We start from the raw sequence: 18,959 nt of genomic DNA on the forward strand, positions 1-18,959 counted from the left end.
TCAGATAATTAGGTTACATCTTTATAGAAATTGGATTACAATTCTATTACAATACTATATAAGAATAATATTCCTCTAATACCATTATCTTCTTTCTCCATCTGACCTAATTTCTCTGATGAAAAGATAGAACATGATATACTAATAGAAAAAAAGAGGGAGCGTGTAAGCCGTGGATTTTATTGCTATCGATTTTGAAATAGCGAATGCGGATATGGCAAGTGCCTGCTCAATAGGACTAGCTTATGTAGAAAATAATTCTATTATTAAAGAGGAATATTTTTTAATTAAACCTCCAAGTCTATTATTTGATCCAAAGTTTACAGCGATTCATGGAATAACCGAAAAAGATGTTGAGGAAGCGAAAAGTTTTCCGGAGGTTTGGGAATGGATAAAAGAAGCTATTTCTTCTCATACCATCATTGCCCACAATGCTCAGTTTGATATGAGTGTTCTCTATTGCTGTCTGGAAAAATATCAATTCGATATGCCTGATTTTTCTTATATTTGTAGCATTCCCATTAGTAATCGCGCAACTAGAGGGGCGAAGGTGGGCCAATCATTGAAGGAGCGAACATCTTATTTTGGTATTTCAATGGAAGAACATCATCACGCAGGTTCGGATGCGCGAGCATGTGCAGAGCTTGTCATTGCTTGCATTCAGTCGAGAAAAAAGGATTCGTTAAGTACCTATTGTGCTTCTTATCCAACTCTTCCTATTAAACAATTTTCTGAACTAAAACCACAAACTACTTTTGGCAGAGCTACTACTTTTTCTAAAAGAAAGCCAGTCAAAAAATTCTCATCAGTTTCCATTTCAGAAATTACGCCAACAACTGATTCTTTTGATGAGAACCACCCACTTTATGAAAAAAACCTTGTTTTCACTGGCGATCTACAATCACTTGAACGAAAAGAAGCCATGCAGCAAGTTGTCGACTTAGGTGGAGTCATCAAAAGTGGCGTCAGCAGCAAAACCGATTATTTGGTTGTCGGCGTACAAGACCAAAAGCTTGTCGGATCAGAAGGCATAAGTTCAAAAGAGAAAAAAGCATACGATTTACAAGCAAAAGGAAAGGCAATTGAAATTATCAATGAACAACAATTTTTAGCGTTATTGAATAAAGAGCGAGTAAATCATTAAAAAAGGCTGTTTTTCGTAAAGTTTGTTGCTACTACCCGCACCCGGAATACACTTCGCTTTCCGTCGGGCTCGTGCTGAGCCTCCCACAGAAGTCTTCGTGTATTCCGGCTGCTCCATTTTTCCAACTAATTCTTTTTTTCGATTAAAAAAACAACAATCCTTTAGAAAACAGCCTTAAAAAAAGAATTGAATTCATTTTCCCGTTAAAGAAGACTGTTTCACTATATTCTAATGAAGCAGTCTTTTTATAAGGCTCCTTTTCTCCTCTGCTGTCCCCTTTTCCATCGAAATGGAATTAGCAAAGCTAAAAACAATAAAAGTGCGACTACCTCAAGAACAAACACATAATACGGATATGGTCCCAAATAATCGAAAAGGGAACCATTTGCTGGCTTAGAGGCTAAAAACATATAATTACCACCTGTATATTTATTGACCATCCACGCCAGTCCAGCACAACTATTTAGAAAGGCGAATGACAGAAACAATCCTTTTTTTGTCGGTTTATATTGGTGGACAAGCACAAAGTAAAGACATGTCCATATAATAAGAATGTGCGTAACAAAAAAGTGAAAATAACGGAAATGGGGATAACCAAAAAACAATTCTGGTGTGACAATAGCCATTAATGCGCCTATAATTCCAATAAAATAAACTACTTGAAAAACAAGCTCCCATTTAGTAATTAGTAGCAGCAAGCAAAGAACTAAACTAATGGAACAAAGATGGAACGGCAGCATAAAAGTAGCATTCCATAACCGATCCTTATACATCCAATAATGATACATCGCCTCTAAACCTAGTAGTAATAGGAAAAAGACAAATCGAACAATACCACTTCGATTTTCGATGTCATTCCGAAAAACAGCAAGTAACACACCCCCTGTAATAAGAATGCCTATCATAACTAGATGGGATACAGAAAATAATTCAAAGGGGAAATCATTATCAAGATGCCCGTACCATCCCTTCATTTACACCATTCTCCTTTCTGGTATTTTCCGAAAAAATTATTTTTCCCAATTTTTTTTAGAAACTATGTATAAAAGTTTAATAGTTTGGGAATATTATAGACAAATACTACTGAAAAAGAAAAAGCATTTTTAAAGGAGAGGATCATGATGAAACTACAAACAAATACTGCAATGACTGATTTTATTGACAAAGATAAATTCGAATTAGAATCCTACCTTGAATATTTATTTAACATTGCTTCGGAAAAATAATCTGGAGGATACGCTGCTTTTCCAACTAAAAAAGCAGCGTATCCTCCAGGCTCCTGTTTAGAAAACTTTGTTAGGTTGCATTCCTCTTAAAGAAACAAGTCATCCATACACTTTTTTGTAAATTCCTTAGAAAAAGCACTTAATATTTCCAATTCAATTTGGTAAAATAGGAAAGCAATCTATCAAAATTAGGAGCGTCAAAAATGGTACTTTCTCGCATTAATATTGAAAATGCATGTGAACTACTAGACACTATCGATTTACTAAAGACCCAATTGCTTAAATATGGGATTGAAAAAGGCTTAAATGATCCCAATACCATTCAAATAAGTGAACAGCTAGACACATATATTGTCATGTATCAGAAAAAAATGGCTCAAAAATAGAATACTATACATAAATCCTCTGCGAATCCTCATCTAAACCGATTACTAATTAGCGAATAAGATTAATAATATCTTTCATTGCTGCCGCTGCTGCGCCCTTCGGATGAGACGCACCGCCAACACAGCAAATGGTTCCCATCTCTTCCGTTTCAAACAAAATTCCTTTATTTGTTCCCTTTACATGAATTAGCGGATTTTCAGGAGGAATGATTTCTGGTTTTACTTGTAAAACCAACCTATCTCTTTGCTTTTTTGCTGATGCAATCAGCTTCCACTCACACCCATTTATTTTAGCGCGTTGCATATCCGCTTTTGTGACCTTTTCTATGCCATCTACCACAATATCTTCTAATGTTAGATTAGTATGAAATAAGCCATTTGCTAGTAGCAGTATTTTGCATGCACTGTCCAATCCTTTAATATCTAAATCGGGATTCTTCTCCGCAATTCCATTTTCTTGTGCTAGCTGCAATGCTTTTTCAAAAGTTAGATTCCCCTCTGACATACTTGTCAGAATGAAATTAGATGTCCCGTTTAAAATCCCTTTTATCGATTGAATAGTGCTGCCTGCCAAACTAAATTCACCAATATCTAATGTAGGTAACGCTGCTGCTGTAGCTCCACTATACTTGATATACCGCCCTTTTGCCTTTGCAATTGCCAGTAATTCAGGCAAGGAATGAACAAGTGCCCCTTTGCTGACAGAAACAATATCCATATTCGCCTCAAGCGCTTGTTTTATATAAGAAAGGGCGGGTTCTCCTGTTTCTAGATTCGTTGGTGTACATTCTACGAGAATATCCCCTTTCATTGATGGAGATTCAAGCACTAAATCTTTCATGCTAGCATATTGCGAAATTCCAATTGATCCTGTGGGGAGCCCGTGCAATATAGATAGATCTAATCCTTCTGGGTCATAAATCATCCCAATTGAGCCAACCACTCCGATTACTGTATATTCTGTATGATATTGTTCTATGAACGCTTCTTTTTTACGATATAATAATTCGACAAATTCTTTAGCAACTGTGCCATATCCAGTAATAACTATTTTTCTTTGCTTCATCGCCTTTATTATTCCTTTCTTTGCTTTTCTTGCTATAGATTTCTGTCTTTTTGTAACTATTTCCTTTATTTTGGATTAAAATTTTTGATGTCAGTAAATTTACTGTAACTTTTCGTTTGCATCACCGTGTTATACATAATAGGGGGCGAAGATGAAGGATTCTATCGATACTATTTATCAAACTTATTTTAATGATATATATTATTTTCTCCTTTCACTCTGCCATAATCATCATTCTGCAGAAGATTTAGTTCAAGAAACATTTTTTAGGGCACATCTCTATCTAGAAAATTTTCAAGGAAAAAATGTGAAGGCTTGGCTTTTTACTGTTGCTTATCATGTATTTATCGATCAGTTTCGAAAAAATAAGCGACTAGTAATCAAAGAGGATGATTTCTTTCAAAGAAAGATGGATAACGCACAGAGAATAGAGGAGACAATCGTACTAAAAGAAGATATCCAAAGGGTTATAGACATTCTAAAAATATTACCTGAGAAACAAAAGATGGCTGTATTATTAGCTGATTTTCATGAACTAACAACAGAAGAAGCCGCAGCGGTCATGAACGTTAGTCCTACCTACTTTAAAGTACTACTGTTCCGGGGAAGACAGATTATAAGACAGAGGAGGAAAGAATTCCATGAGTGAGGAATACAAAAAAAAATTAGAGGCCTTTAAACGAGGAGAACTTTCGGAAGTGGAAGCGGAAGAAATGGAAAGGGATTTAGAAAAAGTCGAACAATATTTACAAGTTTTTGAGGAAGCTGAAATGGGAAATCAAGAACAAGCTGTAACTCCGATGATGGATCAAAAAAAACAAAAGAAAATTTTAAGAAAGGGAAAATGGAAAGCCAGATTTCAAACAGCATTTACTGCCTTAGGACTAATAATTACTTTCACCATTATTTCTTCCATTTTAACTGCTGTTTATTACTCCTGGGGCACTCCAGATAGAACGGATGTATACCGAAACATCATTGATTTAACATTAACTGTAACAGATCCATACGGTCAGTTTAGTGGAACCAGCACAAATACAAAACCTTACTTTGGACTGGAAGCAACAACAGATATAGAAAAACGGGTTGGAGATGAAATCTTTAAAGTAGGAGAATATAAAACAAATTTTTTATTTTCGATGATGAGTTTTCCAGAAAAGGAAACAGAGGGAATTATACCACAGCAACAACCCTCTTTTTCTTTTTTATCAAAAGAAACCTCTCCATCAGAATGGAACAGACTTGAAAAAGTAAAGAGTGGTACTGTCTCGTCTGTTTATCTGTCCTTTTCTGAATTATTATCTACTAATGAAGTCTTTGATCATTTTAAAGATAGAAATTTAGATATTATCTGGTTTGCAGTAGATACAGGAGTAGAAGCTAAAGAGGAATATGGATTCGAAGCCATTGGATTTCCTAGTACACCAATATGGCATGATGATGATATGATCACGGATTCCGTAGAAGAGGAAGGAAATTTTTGGTTCTCAGTGGAATCCAGCTCCGCTTCTTCACCTGAGTATACAGAAGGAGATTCCAAGATTCTACATCAACAATTTCTAAAAACACTAAAATTTTTAGAGCCCTATGAAAAAAAGGCAGAAAAGTTTCATTTCGGTCATTTAGACTTAGGCAAGCGATTAGAGTATCTGGAAAAGCATGGGGTTTATCACTATGGAATTGTCATTACAGGTCCCACAGAGGAAATATTAAAGTTGAAAAAGGAAAGCTGGATAAACGACATTCGCATTGATGAAATAAGTTTTTGGAATTGGAATAGATAAAAGCACAGGCTGTTTTCGTATAGTTTGTTGCTATTACCCGCAGCCGGAATACACTTCGCTTTCCGTGTGGCTCGCGCTGAGCCTCCTCAGCTTTCGCCTCCGGGGTCTCAGACTGTCTCGCTAATCCCCGTGGCGTCTTCGTGTATTCCGGCTGCTCCAATTTTCCTATTAATTCTTTTTTCCTATTGAAAAAACAACAATCTTTTAGAAAACACCAAAACAAAAAAAATGACCTACAGCGCAATATGTCCCTGTAGGTCTGTTCTTCTTATAAATATTTTCGGTGCAGCGCTTTTCCGTCATAGCTATAAACAAGCTGTTTATCTTCTACCACTGTTTCAATATGCACGCCTCTCCCCCATAATTGATGAATATACGGAAGTACTTTTTCTAAATATTTCAAGTCTAATTCAATTCCTTCATAACCATGCTTTAAGTATAGCTCACCATTTTTATTATAATCACCATCATTGACTGTAATATATGGGAATCCACCGTTAACCCTCATGCTTACTAATTGATCACGTACCTGCTCCCATGCTTTATCGACAATTTTATAATCTCTGCCTTGCTTTTGGAAAAGATACATGTCTTCTCTCATCACGAGATCTTTTGTTAAATAGTTTCTTAGAAAAGAAATATCTGATTCTATTTCGCGAACCTCAAACATCTTTTCCCGTCCTGAACCTTGCTTAACTCCGCGTTTCTTCATTTCCTCAGTTGGATTATTATAGCGTTCCTCAATATCTTCAAATATCTTTAATCCTAGATAATAGGGGTTTATGCCCGTTTTAGACGGCTGTACAACCCCTGCATTTAGCTTCGCAAATTCAATCGCTTCTGCACTTGTTAAGTCTAATTCCCTGACAATTCGCTGATGCCAGTAGGATGCCCAGCCTTCATTCATGATCTTTGTTTCTAATTGAGGCCAGAAATAAAGCATTTCCTCTCGCATCATCGTTAAAACATCCCTTTGCCAGTCCGTGAGCTCTCTACTAAAGTTTTCGATAAAAAGTAATAAATCTTTCTCAGGCTGTGGCGGGAATTTCTTCGCTACCTTTTTCTTTTGCTTTTTTGGTTTATTTCGGTCATCCAATCCCCATAATTCATCATAAGGAGTACTGGTTGGTTCTTCTTCCTCCACAAACTCTACATCATCCATCGACCATGCCAATTTAGGTCTCATCAAGCTTGGATCAATATGTTCATCAATGGCTAATACAGCATCCAAAAACGTTTCCACTTCATGCTTTCCATATTTGATTTCGTATTGGCGAATTCGATCGGCTGTTGCTGCCATGCTTTCGACCATTTCACGTTTCGTATTTTGAAACCGCACATTATTTTTAAAGAAGTCACAGTGTGCCAGAACATGGGCAACGATCAGTTTATTATTGATTAACGAGTTACTATCAAGCAAAAATGCATAGCACGGGTTTGAGTTTATAACTAATTCATATATTTTTGACAATCCTAAATCATAATGTAGTTTCATTTTATGAAACTGTTTTCCAAAACTCCAATGGGAAAATCGAGTAGGCATTCCGTATGCACCGAATGTATAAATGATATCCGCAGGACAAATTTCATATCTCATTGGATAAAAGTCTAGTCCAAATCCAGAAGCAATCTCGGTAATTTCGTCAATGGCATATTCTAATTCCTTTTGTTCTACCTCATTCATTCCGCTCTCTCCTTTCACCGTTTAAACTAATGTATGAAGGGAAAAAGTGAATCATGTGTAAATTGGATAGAAATTGCGATAGATCGATGGTTTTTATTTATAAGATAGGTAGAGTTTTTGGGATGAGTAGAGATACTTCTTTTTGTGGATTTTAATCTTTTGGGAGATCTCCTAGAGTAGCACTTTACTCTTGACTGATCCTCGGCTTTCATTCACCTGATGAACACCACTTTTCGCTTGCCCCCTCTGATTTTTGGCTTTCATTCGCCTGATGAACACCACTTTTCGCCTGCCCCCTCTGATCCTCGGCTTTCATTCACCTGATGAACACCACTTTTCGCTTGCCCTCTCTGATTTTTGGCTTTCATTCGCCTGATGAACACCACTTTTCGCTTTCCTCCTCTGCTTTTCGGCTTTCATTCGCCTGATGAACACTATTTTCTGTTTTACACTCCTTTGCTTTTCACAGATTTCATTTCAAAAGAAAATGGAGCATTCACTAGGAACACTCCTTCTTCCTTTATTCTATTATCTCTTTCACTTTTTTCACGACGTGTCCGGAGCTGCCTTTGTCTTGCACGGCTTCCATCATCATTGCAATCAAGAAGTCTTTTTTGTCTTTATCATAAGTGACATACCAGCCGTTTTCTGTTCCTTTTTCGCCTTGCTTTTCTTTTAATTCAGCTGTTCCTGTTTTTCCTGCGAACGTTTTGCCACTTATTTTTCCGCCACGTGCTGTACCATTTGGATTTTCAATAACTTGCTGTAAGTCATCTGAAATCGTATTGGCAACCGATTCGTCCATGATTTTTTCTTTCCAAACTTTCCCCTTCTCGTCACTATCTAATAGGGTAGGTGTCATTAGATTTCCACCTGTAACAAACGGAGTATATGCTGTCGCAAGGTGAATCACACTCATTTCTACATGCCCTTGACCATAGCCTGAGTCTGCTAATAAAATTTCTGTATCCAATTTGCCATATGTGGATGTTTCAATTGGAAAAGCATAAGTAAACGGCTCTTCAAATCCAAATTTCTTTAACTCGTTTGCAAATTTTTCTTTCCCTAAATCAAGCGCTGTTTGCGCAAAGTAAATATTATCACTGTAAAGCAAAGCATCTGCAAGATTTACTGGAGCTGAGCTGCTATGCACTCTTGTAACAAAATAACCGCCCCATGATTTATCCTTTTGCCATTGCTTTGTGGTAATCTTCCTTTCCTGTTCAGGAGTAATCACGCCCTCTGTTAATGCAGCTGCTGCTACAAGAGGCTTCATTACAGAACCAGGTGCATATTTATTTTTAAAACGATTGGTAAAAGGATCTAGCTTATTATTATCGTATGTTTCTTTCTCAGACGTTGTCAGACCAACAACCATCTTGTTTGGATCAAATGCAGGGCTGCTAACCAATGCAAGTGTTTCTCCTGTTTGTGGATTAATAGCTGCTGCTGCACCTGCTTCTCCATCCATTTTTTCATATATTTCTTTTTGTAAATCAGCATCTATTGTCAACTTTATATTTTCACCATTTTGCACTTCTTTTTTCGCCAAAGTAACCGTACTGCCGTCTGCCTTTTTAATTGAAATTTGTTCACCATTCGAACCTTTTAATCGTTCTTCCAGTACTTGCTCCAAGCCTCTTTTTCCAATTACATCTGTGCTTGAATAGCCTTTCTCCTGATTTTTCTCGAGTTCCTCTGCAGTGATGTTGCCGATATAGCCAATTAAATGTGCAGCACTTTCGCCAAATGGATAAATTCTTCCTTTTGTATCTTGCTTTTGCACACCAGGTAATGCAAAAAGTTTATCTAAATAAGCACGATCTCCTGTTGCTACTTTTTTAATAGGAACAAAAAAGCTTGGTTGTACCCAATCTGCATTGAGTGCTTTCTCTACTGTATCTTTTTTAATATCTAAAAGCTTTGCTAGTTCATTAACAACGGCATCTGAATTATCTCCCATTTGTTCTGGAACTAGTCCAATTTCATAAATTACACCATTCATTGCTAACGGATTTTCATTTTTATCGACAATACTGCCTCGTTCTGCTGGAATCGTGTTGACAGAAATTTTGTCGTCAGGACCTAACTCCGAAAAAATATAAGTAGTATCCCAATTAATATACCAATTCTCGTCTTTCTCTCTCTCTTCTTTCACCAGTGCAGCCTGATTATCAAAGCTGATTTCTCCTGCCATGCTGTTCATTTTAACCGAAAATGGAATTTCTGCTTTTTCTACTTTATTGAACTTTTCGTCTTCTGCTGGTTTCTTATATGTGATCTTTAAATCTTTAATACTTAAGTCTTTGTAGATTTTTTCATATCTGGCAACAAAGTCTTCTTCCGAAATACTTTCTTTTGCTTCTGTTGAAAGAAAGGCATACATATCTTTGAATTTCTGATCATTCCAAAGTTTTATATATTGTGATAGCCGTTCATCTGGGGTAGGATCATTTTTATTGCATCCTGTTACCACTGCTATCAAAATTAATATCAGTAAAAGCATCCATCTCTTTTTCATTCCTATCTCCCCTTCTAATCTACTACTACTAGCGTACCATTTTTTCATCAAAACGGATAAAGAATTACACACAAAATTGTAATTTTTTTATCTCTTATTTCCTACATTCTGTATATTATTATCTTCCTAAAAAAATAATAACTCTATTACGAAAACCAATCAAAAAAGTTACAAAATAGTTTTTGACATACTTTTTTAGCATCTTTTGCTAAAATACAGGTTAAGGGGGAACACGTATGATTGTGTTATTTGATGGGGTTTGTAATTTATGTAATAAAAGTGTGCAATTTATTATAAAAAGGGATCCGCATAACCAATTCTTCTTCGCTTCTCTGCAAAGTGAAATGGGAAAAAGTCTTTTAGAAAAACATCATCTATCCGAGGTTGATAGTGTCGTTCTTATTAAAGATGATATGTACTATATAGAATCAGATGCGGCTTTGGAAATTTGCCGCCATCTTTCTAGTGGATGGAAGCTTCTAGCTATTTTAAAAGGGATTCCTTCCTTCATAAGAGATCCTCTTTATCGATTTGTTGCTAGAAATCGTTATAGATGGTTCGGCAAACAAGACTCTTGTATGCTTCCAACAGAAGAGATGAAGAAGCGTTTTTTGTAATAGCCCCTCTTTTTTTCTATGTTCTTTTTTCAAAATGCTCTGATCCTCTCTCCGTTTGCTTTTTCAAAGTCAAAACAATTACTGAAGAACTGCTCCATTACCTTTCCAAATATCATCTTTGCAATAAAAAAAGCAAAAAAGACCGCTTTCTCATCAGAAAACGGCAGAAAATTGGAGATAAAAGGACTACTCGTAAAACAGATATTGGGGTTTAATAGAAATCTCAATTTCTATTAAAAATGCTCAATTAAGTTTATTGTGCTCATAATTAGAAGGCGTAGGTGGGCACTTCTAAAAATAGCAAAAATATTCTTAATATATTGCGGTAAAACCAATTAAATCATATTATAAAGATAGATGAATTCTTGATTTCCAAGTATATATCGCCATTTTACGGCATTTCACACTGTTTTTCCCCAAAATTCATTACAAAATATAACTTTAGGAATATTCATAAAAAAGGTATGCTTTTCTAAGTAGGAGTGAAGCGATTGGATTTTTCAGCGGTTGGAGAAAAAATCAAGGAATTACGCAAGCAAATGGGGTTATCACAAAAAGAACTGGCTCACAATATATGCACACAGGCGCAAATTAGTAAAATAGAAAAGGGAGAAGTGCTTCCACTGTCTTCTACTCTTTATCTTATTTCTCGGCGGCTAGGCGTTGATGTGAACTATTTCTTCGATATCGGCACAACACCAAGACTTGATTATGTAGAAGAAACCTTTCGACAATTAAAGACAGCACGAAGAAATACCGACTATCAAACATTAAAACAAATTGTAAAAGCAGAAGAAAAAAACCCTCTATTTACGCACCATAAAAAAAACTATCAAATGTTACTTTGGCATAAGGCGATTTATGTCTTTGAAATCGACCGTGATTTTAATCGAGCGGTAAACCTTATAAATGAAGCAATTGAGCTTACCTTTGATACCGTCTACACAGAAAGAGAGCTAGAAATCTTTATTAGCAAAGGGATCTTTTACTATGAAGAAGGTTTCATCGATGATTCCTTGACCATTTATCAACAAGCATTTAAAGCAGTAAATCAACTTCCTTATTTACAAGATGATACAATTAAAAGTAGGTTATACTTTAATATTGCTAAATCATTAACAGATCAGTCGCGGTACGATACTTCGATTAACTATTGTAAGGAAGGAATTGATTGGGCTATTCAGCAGGATAATCTTTATCTGTTAGCTCACTTTCACTATCATATAGGATATAACTACGAATTACAAAAGAATTTTGACCTAGCTTCTCAATATATGAGAGATGCCCTCATGATTTTCCAATTAGTAAAAGACTCTCGGTATACGGACTATATTGGAAATAAAATAAATAGTTGGCAAAACTAATCGTTTATAAAGAAAGCTTCCATCACAGAGGTCCCCCACGGATGGATAGTTACACTTATCAAACGTTAAGAGTTGGAAAGATGTCTTGCAAATATTCTCTCCCCACTTAAATGTGTGGGATGATATTTGAAGGCATTTTTGTTTGTTTCCCCCCCTCAAATATACCTGGTTAATTATACCTTTATTGATTCACCAAGTCCTCTCCACGATATCCTAAGCCCTATTGATAATTAACTATGAGAAATTACCTATTTTTCTAAAACTCTATTTTTTTTAGCGAAATAAAAGGTCAATAGTCTGATAGGTTATGGTAAGATAGGTATACCAAAGTTTATTCATTAGGAGTGAGTGATAAAAAATGAAGAAGAAAGTCACAGTATTGGCAACTACCGCGATTCTGTCAACCACTTTCGCAGCAAACGCCTCGGCTAGTACTTATGTAGTAAAAAAAGGGGATACATTAGGACAGATTGCGCAGAAATACAATACTACTGTTAATGAGTTAAAATCTCTTAATAATCTTTCCTCAGACCTTATTTTAATCAATCAAAAATTATCAATTGCAGATAGCTCAAAGTCTACAAGTAGCAATACTACTACAAGTAATCAATCTTCAACAAAGACAAGCACTGCTGCAAAAACGTATAAAGTTGTTTCAGGGGACTCCCTTATAAAAATAGCAAATAAGCATTCTATTTCTTTAGGTGAGTTACAGCAATGGAATAATCTCTCATCATCGCTTATTTATCCTGGTGATATTTTATATGTTTCCAAACCTGGAACTGCTACCAATACACCAGCGTCAAATTCATCCAATAATCCTGGAAACGCTGGCAATACAACGGTTAAAGAAACTACTTCTGCATCTACAGCCACATATACAATTAAAAGTGGAGATACTTTAAGCAAAATTGCTTCTACTTATAAAATGTCTGTAAGTCAATTGAAGCAGTTAAATAATCTTAATTCTGATTTAATTTTCCCAGGGCAAAAACTGAAGGTTACTGCTTCTGAAAAGGTAACGAATACAGGGAATAATAATTCCTCATCTAGTACAGCAACCCCTATTTCCACGGGAAATAATGGACAATCCTATGCTTCTAAGGTAGTTTCTGCTTCAAAAAGTCTAATTGGCCTACCATATGTTTGGGGCGGTTCGACTACTGCTGGCTTTGACTGCAGTGGATTTGTTTACTATGTATTAAACCAAAGCGGTAAATCAATTGGACGTTATTCTGCTGAAGGCTACTATGATCGCAGCTATTATGTAGATATTCCAGCAGTTGGGGATATTGTCTATTTTAAAAATACTTACAAACAAGGTATCTCTCATTTAGGTATTTATATTGGCAACAATGAATTTATTCACGCTGATTCAAGCGGCGTTCGTGTTACAAGCTTAGATAACTCGTATTATAAAGAGCATTTTGATAGTTTTAAACGCTTGTATTAAAAGATAATGGTTGATGGTGGCTGTCTAATTTGGCAGCCTTTTTGTGTTTTTCTGGTTGTGGGGTGATTTTTTGGGTTGGCTGATTTCCTCTTCACTTTAGCTGATATATTTGTGCGTTGGCTGATTTCCCCTTCTCTTTGGCTGATATATTCCTAGTTTGGCTGATTTCCCCTTCTCTTTCGCTGATATATTCTCCGTTTGGCTGATTTCCTCTTCTCTTTGGCTGATATATTCCTAGTTTGGCTGATTTCCCCTTCTCTTTGGCTGATATATTCTCCGTTTGGCTGATTTCCTCTTCTCTTTGGCTGATATATTCTTAGTTTGGCTGATTTCCCCTTCTCTTTGGCTGATATATTCTCCGTTTGGCTGATTTCCTCTTCTCTTTGGCTGATATATTCCTAGTTTGGCTGATTTCCTCTCTACTTTGGCTGATATATTCCTAGTTTGGCCGATTTCCCCTCTATTTTGGCTGATATCAGCACTACTACAATTAATTTTTCTCTTTTCACTGCCCAAGTCACAGCTATCCGGACATATTTTTGTTCATTCCCTATATTCTCAGCTTTAAAACTATTTACTAGTTCCTTCTTTACTTCCATTCTTATGTCCTCTACCATCTCCTCGCAAAAAGCGTTATAATTAAAGAATGGACTTTTTTCGCGCGTCATTTTTCAACGTTATTTATGAAGCGCAAAAAAAGCATAATACGGAATCAATAAACTAATAAATGTTCTTGGGAGGGATACATTATGCTTCAAGAAAAATATTTAGAGCCATTGAATTTTTGTGCAGAAAACTTAATGAATTTATTGGATGCAAATGATCCCCGAATGAAAAACATTGTAGAAAAGGGACTTCTTTTATATAGGCAAAGCTTTGTCTATCAAGTCAAATTTTCCAATGAAATAGTGTCTGGAATGATCCAGGATGTTATGCCAGTGAAGGCAACATTGGATTTGGATTATATTCAATACAGCTCTTGTACTTGTCATGCGGAAGGTTTTTGTCGCCATCAGCTTGCTTTGTTTTTCTATTTACTTGCTCAAGTTGGAAAGGTGTCAACTTGGTTAGAGGCTTGGAGAAAGCCAATTAAAAATACGGAACTGCTAAAGAATCTCGGCATTATGCGAGCAAGCGACTTATTGAAGGAATCCGAGGATAAAGAACCAAATTACGAAGACTGGATGGAAACCTTTGATAAGAGTTTTCATTCGCTTATGCCTACGAATGAAAATAAACCATATATGATCGCAGAAACGTATTATATTTATATGCGAAAAATAAAAGCAGCAACTCCTCTGCAAACAGAGTGGAAGCTTCTTTATTTAGTCATCGCTCAAGTATTTACATTTAAACAATTATTAACACTTAGCAAAAATCTGGATCATAATACACAAACGATTAATCGTTATTATCGACATCTTTTCCAAGATTTAATGAACAGCATTGATGATAATCTTTATAAACTATCGAACTTTACCTTGCCATTTGCTTTTGACGACTTCTTAATTAGACTCAAGGAGGACGTCCAGTCCATACTGACGATTCAACCACTAGTAACATTCGAATGTATACAGCTCTATCGACTGATGTGGACAGATCTTTTTGCCACGAAAAACTGGAGACAGGATGAATTAAGTACACTATTAGCTAACAACAATCCGACGTTTTCTGAGAAAGTTGCTATCATCCATCTTGATGTACTTCTTCAAAAAGACCAAGATGCCCTTCATGTGATTCAGTCTCTTGATTCAGAAGTTACTGCTTACCTGCTTTATTGGATTGATTATTTGTCAAGTCGCAAAGCATGGAAACGGATGGATTTATATGTACCAGCCTTTATTCAAGAACTAAAAAAATATTTATGTACAGATGAAGATGACGAATATTGCTATGAATTCACATCAATGGCGTTACGAGCGATTCTTCCTTATTGTCTGGCTATGAATAAAGAAGATTTACTTGAAAAAGCGTATATTCATACCCTTCCCTATAGCTTTCGGAAATACGAGGACTTTCTGTATGAGAAAAAACAGTTTGATAAATGGATCGATCTATTTACAATGATGGGATACGGACTAGATAATCTACATAAAGAGCAGATAAAATTATTGCAGGATTACGATTATTCTTTACTGCTTTCTTTATATCACCGTTCTATTCAAGAGCATATTGAGGGGAAAAATAGGGACCATTATCGAATCGCTGTCCGGCAATTAAAGAAATTGCGTACCCTTTACAAAAAAATGAAAAAGCAAACCGAATTCGAGCAATTCTTACTGGTTATCTTAGAGCGTACGAAACGATTAAGAGCCTTTCATGAAGAATGTAGAAAGGGAAAGCTAATCCATGTTAAAAACTAATTATTTAAAAATAAATGTTCATTATTATGAGAATAAAGGATTTTTTTTAACGGGTGAAATAGAGGATCATTATCTTTATCCAAACTATTGGAAAAGGCTTCTTTTTCAACAGCATCAGGAAAGCTATTACGGTACGGTTATAGATACTGTAACAATAGACGGGATAGAAGGAATATTAGTAAGCGGGTGGCAATTGGTCACTCTACTTGCTACCGAGGGATTTAATCGATATATCGAATGGGACTGGAACGATACTGCACAAGTTTGCCTTGCTGCTGCACCAAGTATCCTTGAATCAATTAAACATAAAGAATGGATACCAGATTTCAGTCAGTGGGAAGTCGGAAACTTCCAATGGTCCCTTCCACATCGTGTGATCGATGAGTTTGACCCAAGCTTTTGGGAAATGGAGCTTCATGATGAGTTAGAAGGTCAAACGAATAACGACTTTATTAATCGCTGGTTCCAACATTCTCTTAATCATTATCTAGAGGGCCATAAAGAGACGAAACAAAGTTTCCATGAACGAATGGACACATTAAAGAATGCAAATATTCCATCAGAGCAACTAGCTGCTTACTTTACAGAGGATAAATGGCAAGAGTGGATGGGGCTAAAAGAGACAGACTATCCGTTTACATTAGGGATTCGCCTAGAAGAACCGACAGAAATTGATACAACATGGGATTTGGATTTATTTTTGAAATCGAAGGAAAATCCTGACCTTGTCGTGGATATCTATGATGAAAGCAATATGCCGAAAAAGTGGCTGAATTATGCCTCCTATATAGAGGAAGAACAGCAGCGTTGGCTCCTTCTTTTTCCATGGCTAAAAGGAACAAAAGGAATAACGAATCAATTAACGGAGGAAGAAGCATGGCTTTTCTTATCAGAAGCGAGTGAGACATTCCTCGCACTTGGCGTAGATATTCTTCTTCCTTCTTGGTGGCAAGCAATGAAATCAGCAAATCTGAAAGTGAAGGCTAAAGTGTCCAGTTCAAGTCATCGTCCATCCTATGTAGGCCTTCAAGCGATGCTGGACTATAACTGGCGGTTCTCTATGAATGGTGTTACGCTTTCTGAAGAGGAATTCCATAACTTAGTAGAAGAAAAAAGGCGACTCGTCTTTATTAAAGGGCGTTGGATAAAATTAGATCCTGCTTTCATTCGACAAATACAAGATTTAATGAAAAAAGCCGAAAAAGAAGGTTTGCATGTCCGCGACATTATCGAGCAGGAATTAATGCAGGCAGAAGAACAGCAAAATGATGAGCTAGAGAATCCAAAAACGTTTGCCAAAATCCAAATTGAACTGAATAGACAATGGCGAACAATGATTCATCAATTAAAGGAAGTCAGGAATCTGCCATTGGAGGCAGTTCCGCAAAACTTTTTAGGAGATTTGCGCGACTATCAAGTACTTGGAATGAGCTGGCTCCTCTTCTTAAGAAAGTATGGATTTGGTGCTATATTAGCTGATGATATGGGACTTGGAAAAACGGTCCAGCTAATCTCTTATCTTTTAAAAGTAAAAGAGATTGAAAAGGAACAGACAGCCCCTGCACTTATCATCTGCCCTACTTCTGTACTTGGCAACTGGCAAAAGGAATTAGAACGATTTGCCCCTGACTTAAACGTTTATCTTCATTATGGCGCGAACCGCTTAAAAGATGAGGTATTTGTGCAAAAGGCACAGGAATCAGATGTTGTCTTAACTTCATATGGATTAACACATATTGATTTGCAAAGCTTTCAAGACTTAACATGGAGTACCATTGCGATTGATGAAGCGCAAAATATAAAAAATGCGCAAACCAAGCAGTCAAGAGCCGTAAGAAAGTTAAAGAGTCAGCACAACATTGCGCTTTCTGGAACACCGATGGAAAATCGTCTTAATGAGCTCTGGTCTATTTTTGATTTTACCAATCATGGCTATTTAGGAAGTCTTGGACAATTTCAAAAGCGCTTTGTGATTCCGATTGAAAAAGAAAATAAACCCAAACAGATTCAGCAACTGCAGACACTTATTCGCCCATTCTTATTAAGAAGGACGAAAAAGGATGAAGAGGTTGCCTTAAATCTCCCTGATAAATTGGAACAAAAGGAATATTGTCCGCTAACAACAGAGCAAGCCGCCTTATATGAACAACTAGTAACAGACACATTTGTCCAAATCGAGCAGCTATCTGGATTTGAGCGTAAAGGGCTTGTCTTACAAATGTTAAGTAAATTAAAGCAGCTTTGTAACCACCCTGCACTTTACTTAAAAGAACAGACACCAACAAGCCTATTGGATCGATCAGTGAAAATGGAAAAATTAGCGGAACTGACCGAAACCATTATGGAGCGGAAAGAAAGCTGTCTTATTTTCACTCAATACATTGAGATGGGGCATATGATTCAGGAAATGATGATGAAGAACTTCAAGGTTGAAGTACCATTTTTAAATGGAAGTATGTCCAAGCAACAGCGGGATCGCTTAATTGAACAATTCCAGAATGGAGAATTCCCCATTTTTCTTCTTTCTCTAAAAGCGGGGGGAACCGGATTAAATTTAACAGCGGCAAACCATGTCATTCACTATGATCGTTGGTGGAATCCAGCTGTTGAAAATCAAGCGACAGACCGTGCATACCGCATTGGGCAAACTCGTTTCGTTCATGTTCACAAACTTATTTGTACAGGAACATTAGAAGAAAAAATTGATGCGATGCTTGAGAAAAAACAATCATTAAATGATCAAATCATCCAAAATGAAAATTGGATGACCGAGCTAACGACCGATGAATTAAAAGATTTGGTTTCATTGAATAAGGCTGGGACATAAGTATTCCAGCCATAGATAAACCCGAACAACTATCAAAGAATCCTAAATGGTTGTTCGGGTTTTATTAGTTTTATAAAAGGTTGTTTCAGTACAGTTAGTGTTAATATCCGCAGCCTGAATACACTTCGCTTTCCATGGGGCGAGCGCCGAGCCGCTTCGGCCTCTGGCCTGCAGGGTCTCGGACTTTCTCGCAGCTCCCATAGGAGTCTACGTGTATTAAGGCTGCTCCATATTTCCTACTAATTCATTTTTTCTAAAAAAACAATATTTTTTAGGGTATTGCCTTTAAAAACGGAGTGGAATGGAGCGGAAGACACTCGACTCCTGCGGGAAGTAGAGCAAAACCTAAGACCCCACAGGCTTTAGCCGAGGAGGCTTAGGTTGCTCCCCGCGGAAAGCGAGTTTCTGTAGCGCAATGGAACGAATTAGTTTTTACACTTGACTATATTTAAAAACATAAATAACCATTGTATAAAAGAAACCTTTATTTAAGAGATAAATTAGAGATTGTTCGTCTTTACAGA

General features: G+C 36.5%; 15 protein-coding genes. 9 read left to right on the forward strand and 6 right to left on the reverse strand.

The window, feature by feature from the left end:
• The first annotated feature begins 172 nt into the window (after positions 1–172).
• Entirely contained in the window at positions 173–1,144 is a 972-nt protein-coding gene (locus NKG37_RS04065; protein WP_016203383.1) for an exonuclease domain-containing protein, read from the forward strand.
• 245 nt (positions 1,145–1,389) lie between these two features.
• Here the strand turns inward: NKG37_RS04065 and NKG37_RS04070 are convergent, their stop codons facing one another.
• Complete coding sequence (locus NKG37_RS04070; RefSeq protein WP_016205467.1) at positions 1,390–2,118, reverse strand: YwaF family protein; 729 nt, start codon at positions 2,116–2,118, stop codon at positions 1,390–1,392.
• 455 nt (positions 2,119–2,573) lie between these two features.
• On the opposite strand from NKG37_RS04070, the gene NKG37_RS04075 reads away from it, so the two are divergent.
• Complete coding sequence (locus NKG37_RS04075) at positions 2,574–2,756, forward strand: aspartyl-phosphate phosphatase Spo0E family protein (RefSeq protein WP_016205468.1); 183 nt, start codon at positions 2,574–2,576, stop codon at positions 2,754–2,756.
• Positions 2,757–2,805: 49 nt separating this feature from the next.
• Here the strand turns inward: NKG37_RS04075 and NKG37_RS04080 are convergent, their stop codons facing one another.
• On the reverse strand, positions 2,806–3,822 hold the full coding sequence (locus NKG37_RS04080; RefSeq protein WP_016205469.1) for a homoserine dehydrogenase: 1,017 nt from the start codon (positions 3,820–3,822) through the stop codon (positions 2,806–2,808).
• Positions 3,823–3,973: 151 nt separating this feature from the next.
• Here NKG37_RS04080 and NKG37_RS04085 point away from each other — a divergent pair, with 151 nt between their 5' ends.
• The gene (locus NKG37_RS04085) at positions 3,974–4,471 is read left to right on the forward strand and encodes a sigma-70 family RNA polymerase sigma factor (RefSeq protein WP_101729832.1); all 498 of its coding nucleotides are present in this window, start codon (positions 3,974–3,976) and stop codon (positions 4,469–4,471) included.
• Positions 4,464–5,606 (forward strand): anti-sigma factor, encoded by a 1,143-nt coding sequence (locus NKG37_RS04090; RefSeq protein WP_205835679.1) that lies wholly within the window; start codon positions 4,464–4,466, stop codon positions 5,604–5,606. The genes NKG37_RS04085 and NKG37_RS04090 overlap by 8 nt, the downstream gene beginning before the upstream one ends.
• Positions 5,607–5,874: 268 nt before the next feature.
• Here the strand turns inward: NKG37_RS04090 and NKG37_RS04095 are convergent, their stop codons facing one another.
• The 3 genes from NKG37_RS04095 to NKG37_RS04100 all read right to left on the reverse strand — a co-directional run bounded on the left by NKG37_RS04095 (position 5,875) and on the right by NKG37_RS04100 (position 9,811).
• The gene (locus NKG37_RS04095; RefSeq protein ID WP_101729833.1) at positions 5,875–7,290 is read right to left on the reverse strand and encodes a SpoVR family protein; all 1,416 of its coding nucleotides are present in this window, start codon (positions 7,288–7,290) and stop codon (positions 5,875–5,877) included.
• 260 nt (positions 7,291–7,550) lie between these two features.
• Complete coding sequence (locus NKG37_RS26015; RefSeq protein WP_263479745.1) at positions 7,551–7,676, reverse strand: hypothetical protein; 126 nt, start codon at positions 7,674–7,676, stop codon at positions 7,551–7,553.
• Positions 7,677–7,810: 134 nt separating this feature from the next.
• The gene (locus NKG37_RS04100; RefSeq protein WP_254415849.1) at positions 7,811–9,811 is read right to left on the reverse strand and encodes a penicillin-binding transpeptidase domain-containing protein; all 2,001 of its coding nucleotides are present in this window, start codon (positions 9,809–9,811) and stop codon (positions 7,811–7,813) included.
• Between the two features lie 236 nt (positions 9,812–10,047).
• Between NKG37_RS04100 and NKG37_RS04105 the strand changes: the two genes are divergently transcribed.
• The 3 genes from NKG37_RS04105 to NKG37_RS04115 all read left to right on the forward strand — a co-directional run bounded on the left by NKG37_RS04105 (position 10,048) and on the right by NKG37_RS04115 (position 13,245).
• The gene (locus tag NKG37_RS04105; protein ID WP_254415850.1) at positions 10,048–10,428 is read left to right on the forward strand and encodes a thiol-disulfide oxidoreductase DCC family protein; all 381 of its coding nucleotides are present in this window, start codon (positions 10,048–10,050) and stop codon (positions 10,426–10,428) included.
• Between the two features lie 491 nt (positions 10,429–10,919).
• Complete coding sequence (locus NKG37_RS04110; protein ID WP_016204817.1) at positions 10,920–11,792, forward strand: helix-turn-helix domain-containing protein; 873 nt, start codon at positions 10,920–10,922, stop codon at positions 11,790–11,792.
• 358 nt (positions 11,793–12,150) lie between these two features.
• The gene (locus tag NKG37_RS04115) at positions 12,151–13,245 is read left to right on the forward strand and encodes a C40 family peptidase (RefSeq protein ID WP_254415851.1); all 1,095 of its coding nucleotides are present in this window, start codon (positions 12,151–12,153) and stop codon (positions 13,243–13,245) included.
• 419 nt (positions 13,246–13,664) lie between these two features.
• Here NKG37_RS04115 and NKG37_RS04120 read toward each other — a convergent pair whose 3' ends face one another.
• Positions 13,665–13,844 (reverse strand): hypothetical protein, encoded by a 180-nt coding sequence (locus NKG37_RS04120; RefSeq protein WP_101729837.1) that lies wholly within the window; start codon positions 13,842–13,844, stop codon positions 13,665–13,667.
• Between the two features lie 150 nt (positions 13,845–13,994).
• On the opposite strand from NKG37_RS04120, the gene NKG37_RS04125 reads away from it, so the two are divergent.
• Entirely contained in the window at positions 13,995–15,608 is a 1,614-nt protein-coding gene (locus NKG37_RS04125) for an SWIM zinc finger family protein (protein WP_254415852.1), read from the forward strand.
• The gene (locus tag NKG37_RS04130) at positions 15,595–18,435 is read left to right on the forward strand and encodes a DEAD/DEAH box helicase (RefSeq protein WP_254415853.1); all 2,841 of its coding nucleotides are present in this window, start codon (positions 15,595–15,597) and stop codon (positions 18,433–18,435) included. The genes NKG37_RS04125 and NKG37_RS04130 overlap by 14 nt, the downstream gene beginning before the upstream one ends.
• Positions 18,436–18,959: the final 524 nt, after the last annotated feature.

Source organism: Niallia sp. RD1 (assembly GCF_024219955.1).
In the GTDB taxonomy this organism is placed as follows: domain Bacteria; phylum Bacillota; class Bacilli; order Bacillales; family Cytobacillaceae; genus Niallia; species Niallia alba.

Bases quoted from the DNA above. Each gene is read 5' to 3' on its own strand.
- NKG37_RS04085 (WP_101729832.1), top strand. From the start codon at position 3,974: ATGAAGGATTCTATCGATACTATTTATCAAACTTATTTTAATGATATA.
- NKG37_RS04105 (WP_254415850.1), top strand. From the start codon at position 10,048: ATGATTGTGTTATTTGATGGGGTTTGTAATTTATGTAATAAAAGTGTG.
- NKG37_RS04095 (WP_101729833.1), bottom strand. From the start codon at position 7,290: ATGAATGAGGTAGAACAAAAGGAATTAGAATATGCCATTGACGAAATT.
- NKG37_RS04115 (WP_254415851.1), top strand. From the start codon at position 12,151: ATGAAGAAGAAAGTCACAGTATTGGCAACTACCGCGATTCTGTCAACC.
- NKG37_RS04080 (WP_016205469.1), bottom strand. From the start codon at position 3,822: ATGAAGCAAAGAAAAATAGTTATTACTGGATATGGCACAGTTGCTAAA.
- NKG37_RS04100 (WP_254415849.1), bottom strand. From the start codon at position 9,811: ATGAAAAAGAGATGGATGCTTTTACTGATATTAATTTTGATAGCAGTG.
- NKG37_RS04120 (WP_101729837.1), bottom strand. From the start codon at position 13,844: ATGGAAGTAAAGAAGGAACTAGTAAATAGTTTTAAAGCTGAGAATATA.
- NKG37_RS04125 (WP_254415852.1), top strand. From the start codon at position 13,995: ATGCTTCAAGAAAAATATTTAGAGCCATTGAATTTTTGTGCAGAAAAC.
- NKG37_RS04070 (WP_016205467.1), bottom strand. From the start codon at position 2,118: ATGAAGGGATGGTACGGGCATCTTGATAATGATTTCCCCTTTGAATTA.
- NKG37_RS04090 (WP_205835679.1), top strand. From the start codon at position 4,464: ATGAGTGAGGAATACAAAAAAAAATTAGAGGCCTTTAAACGAGGAGAA.
- NKG37_RS04075 (WP_016205468.1), top strand. From the start codon at position 2,574: ATGGTACTTTCTCGCATTAATATTGAAAATGCATGTGAACTACTAGAC.
- NKG37_RS04130 (WP_254415853.1), top strand. From the start codon at position 15,595: ATGTTAAAAACTAATTATTTAAAAATAAATGTTCATTATTATGAGAAT.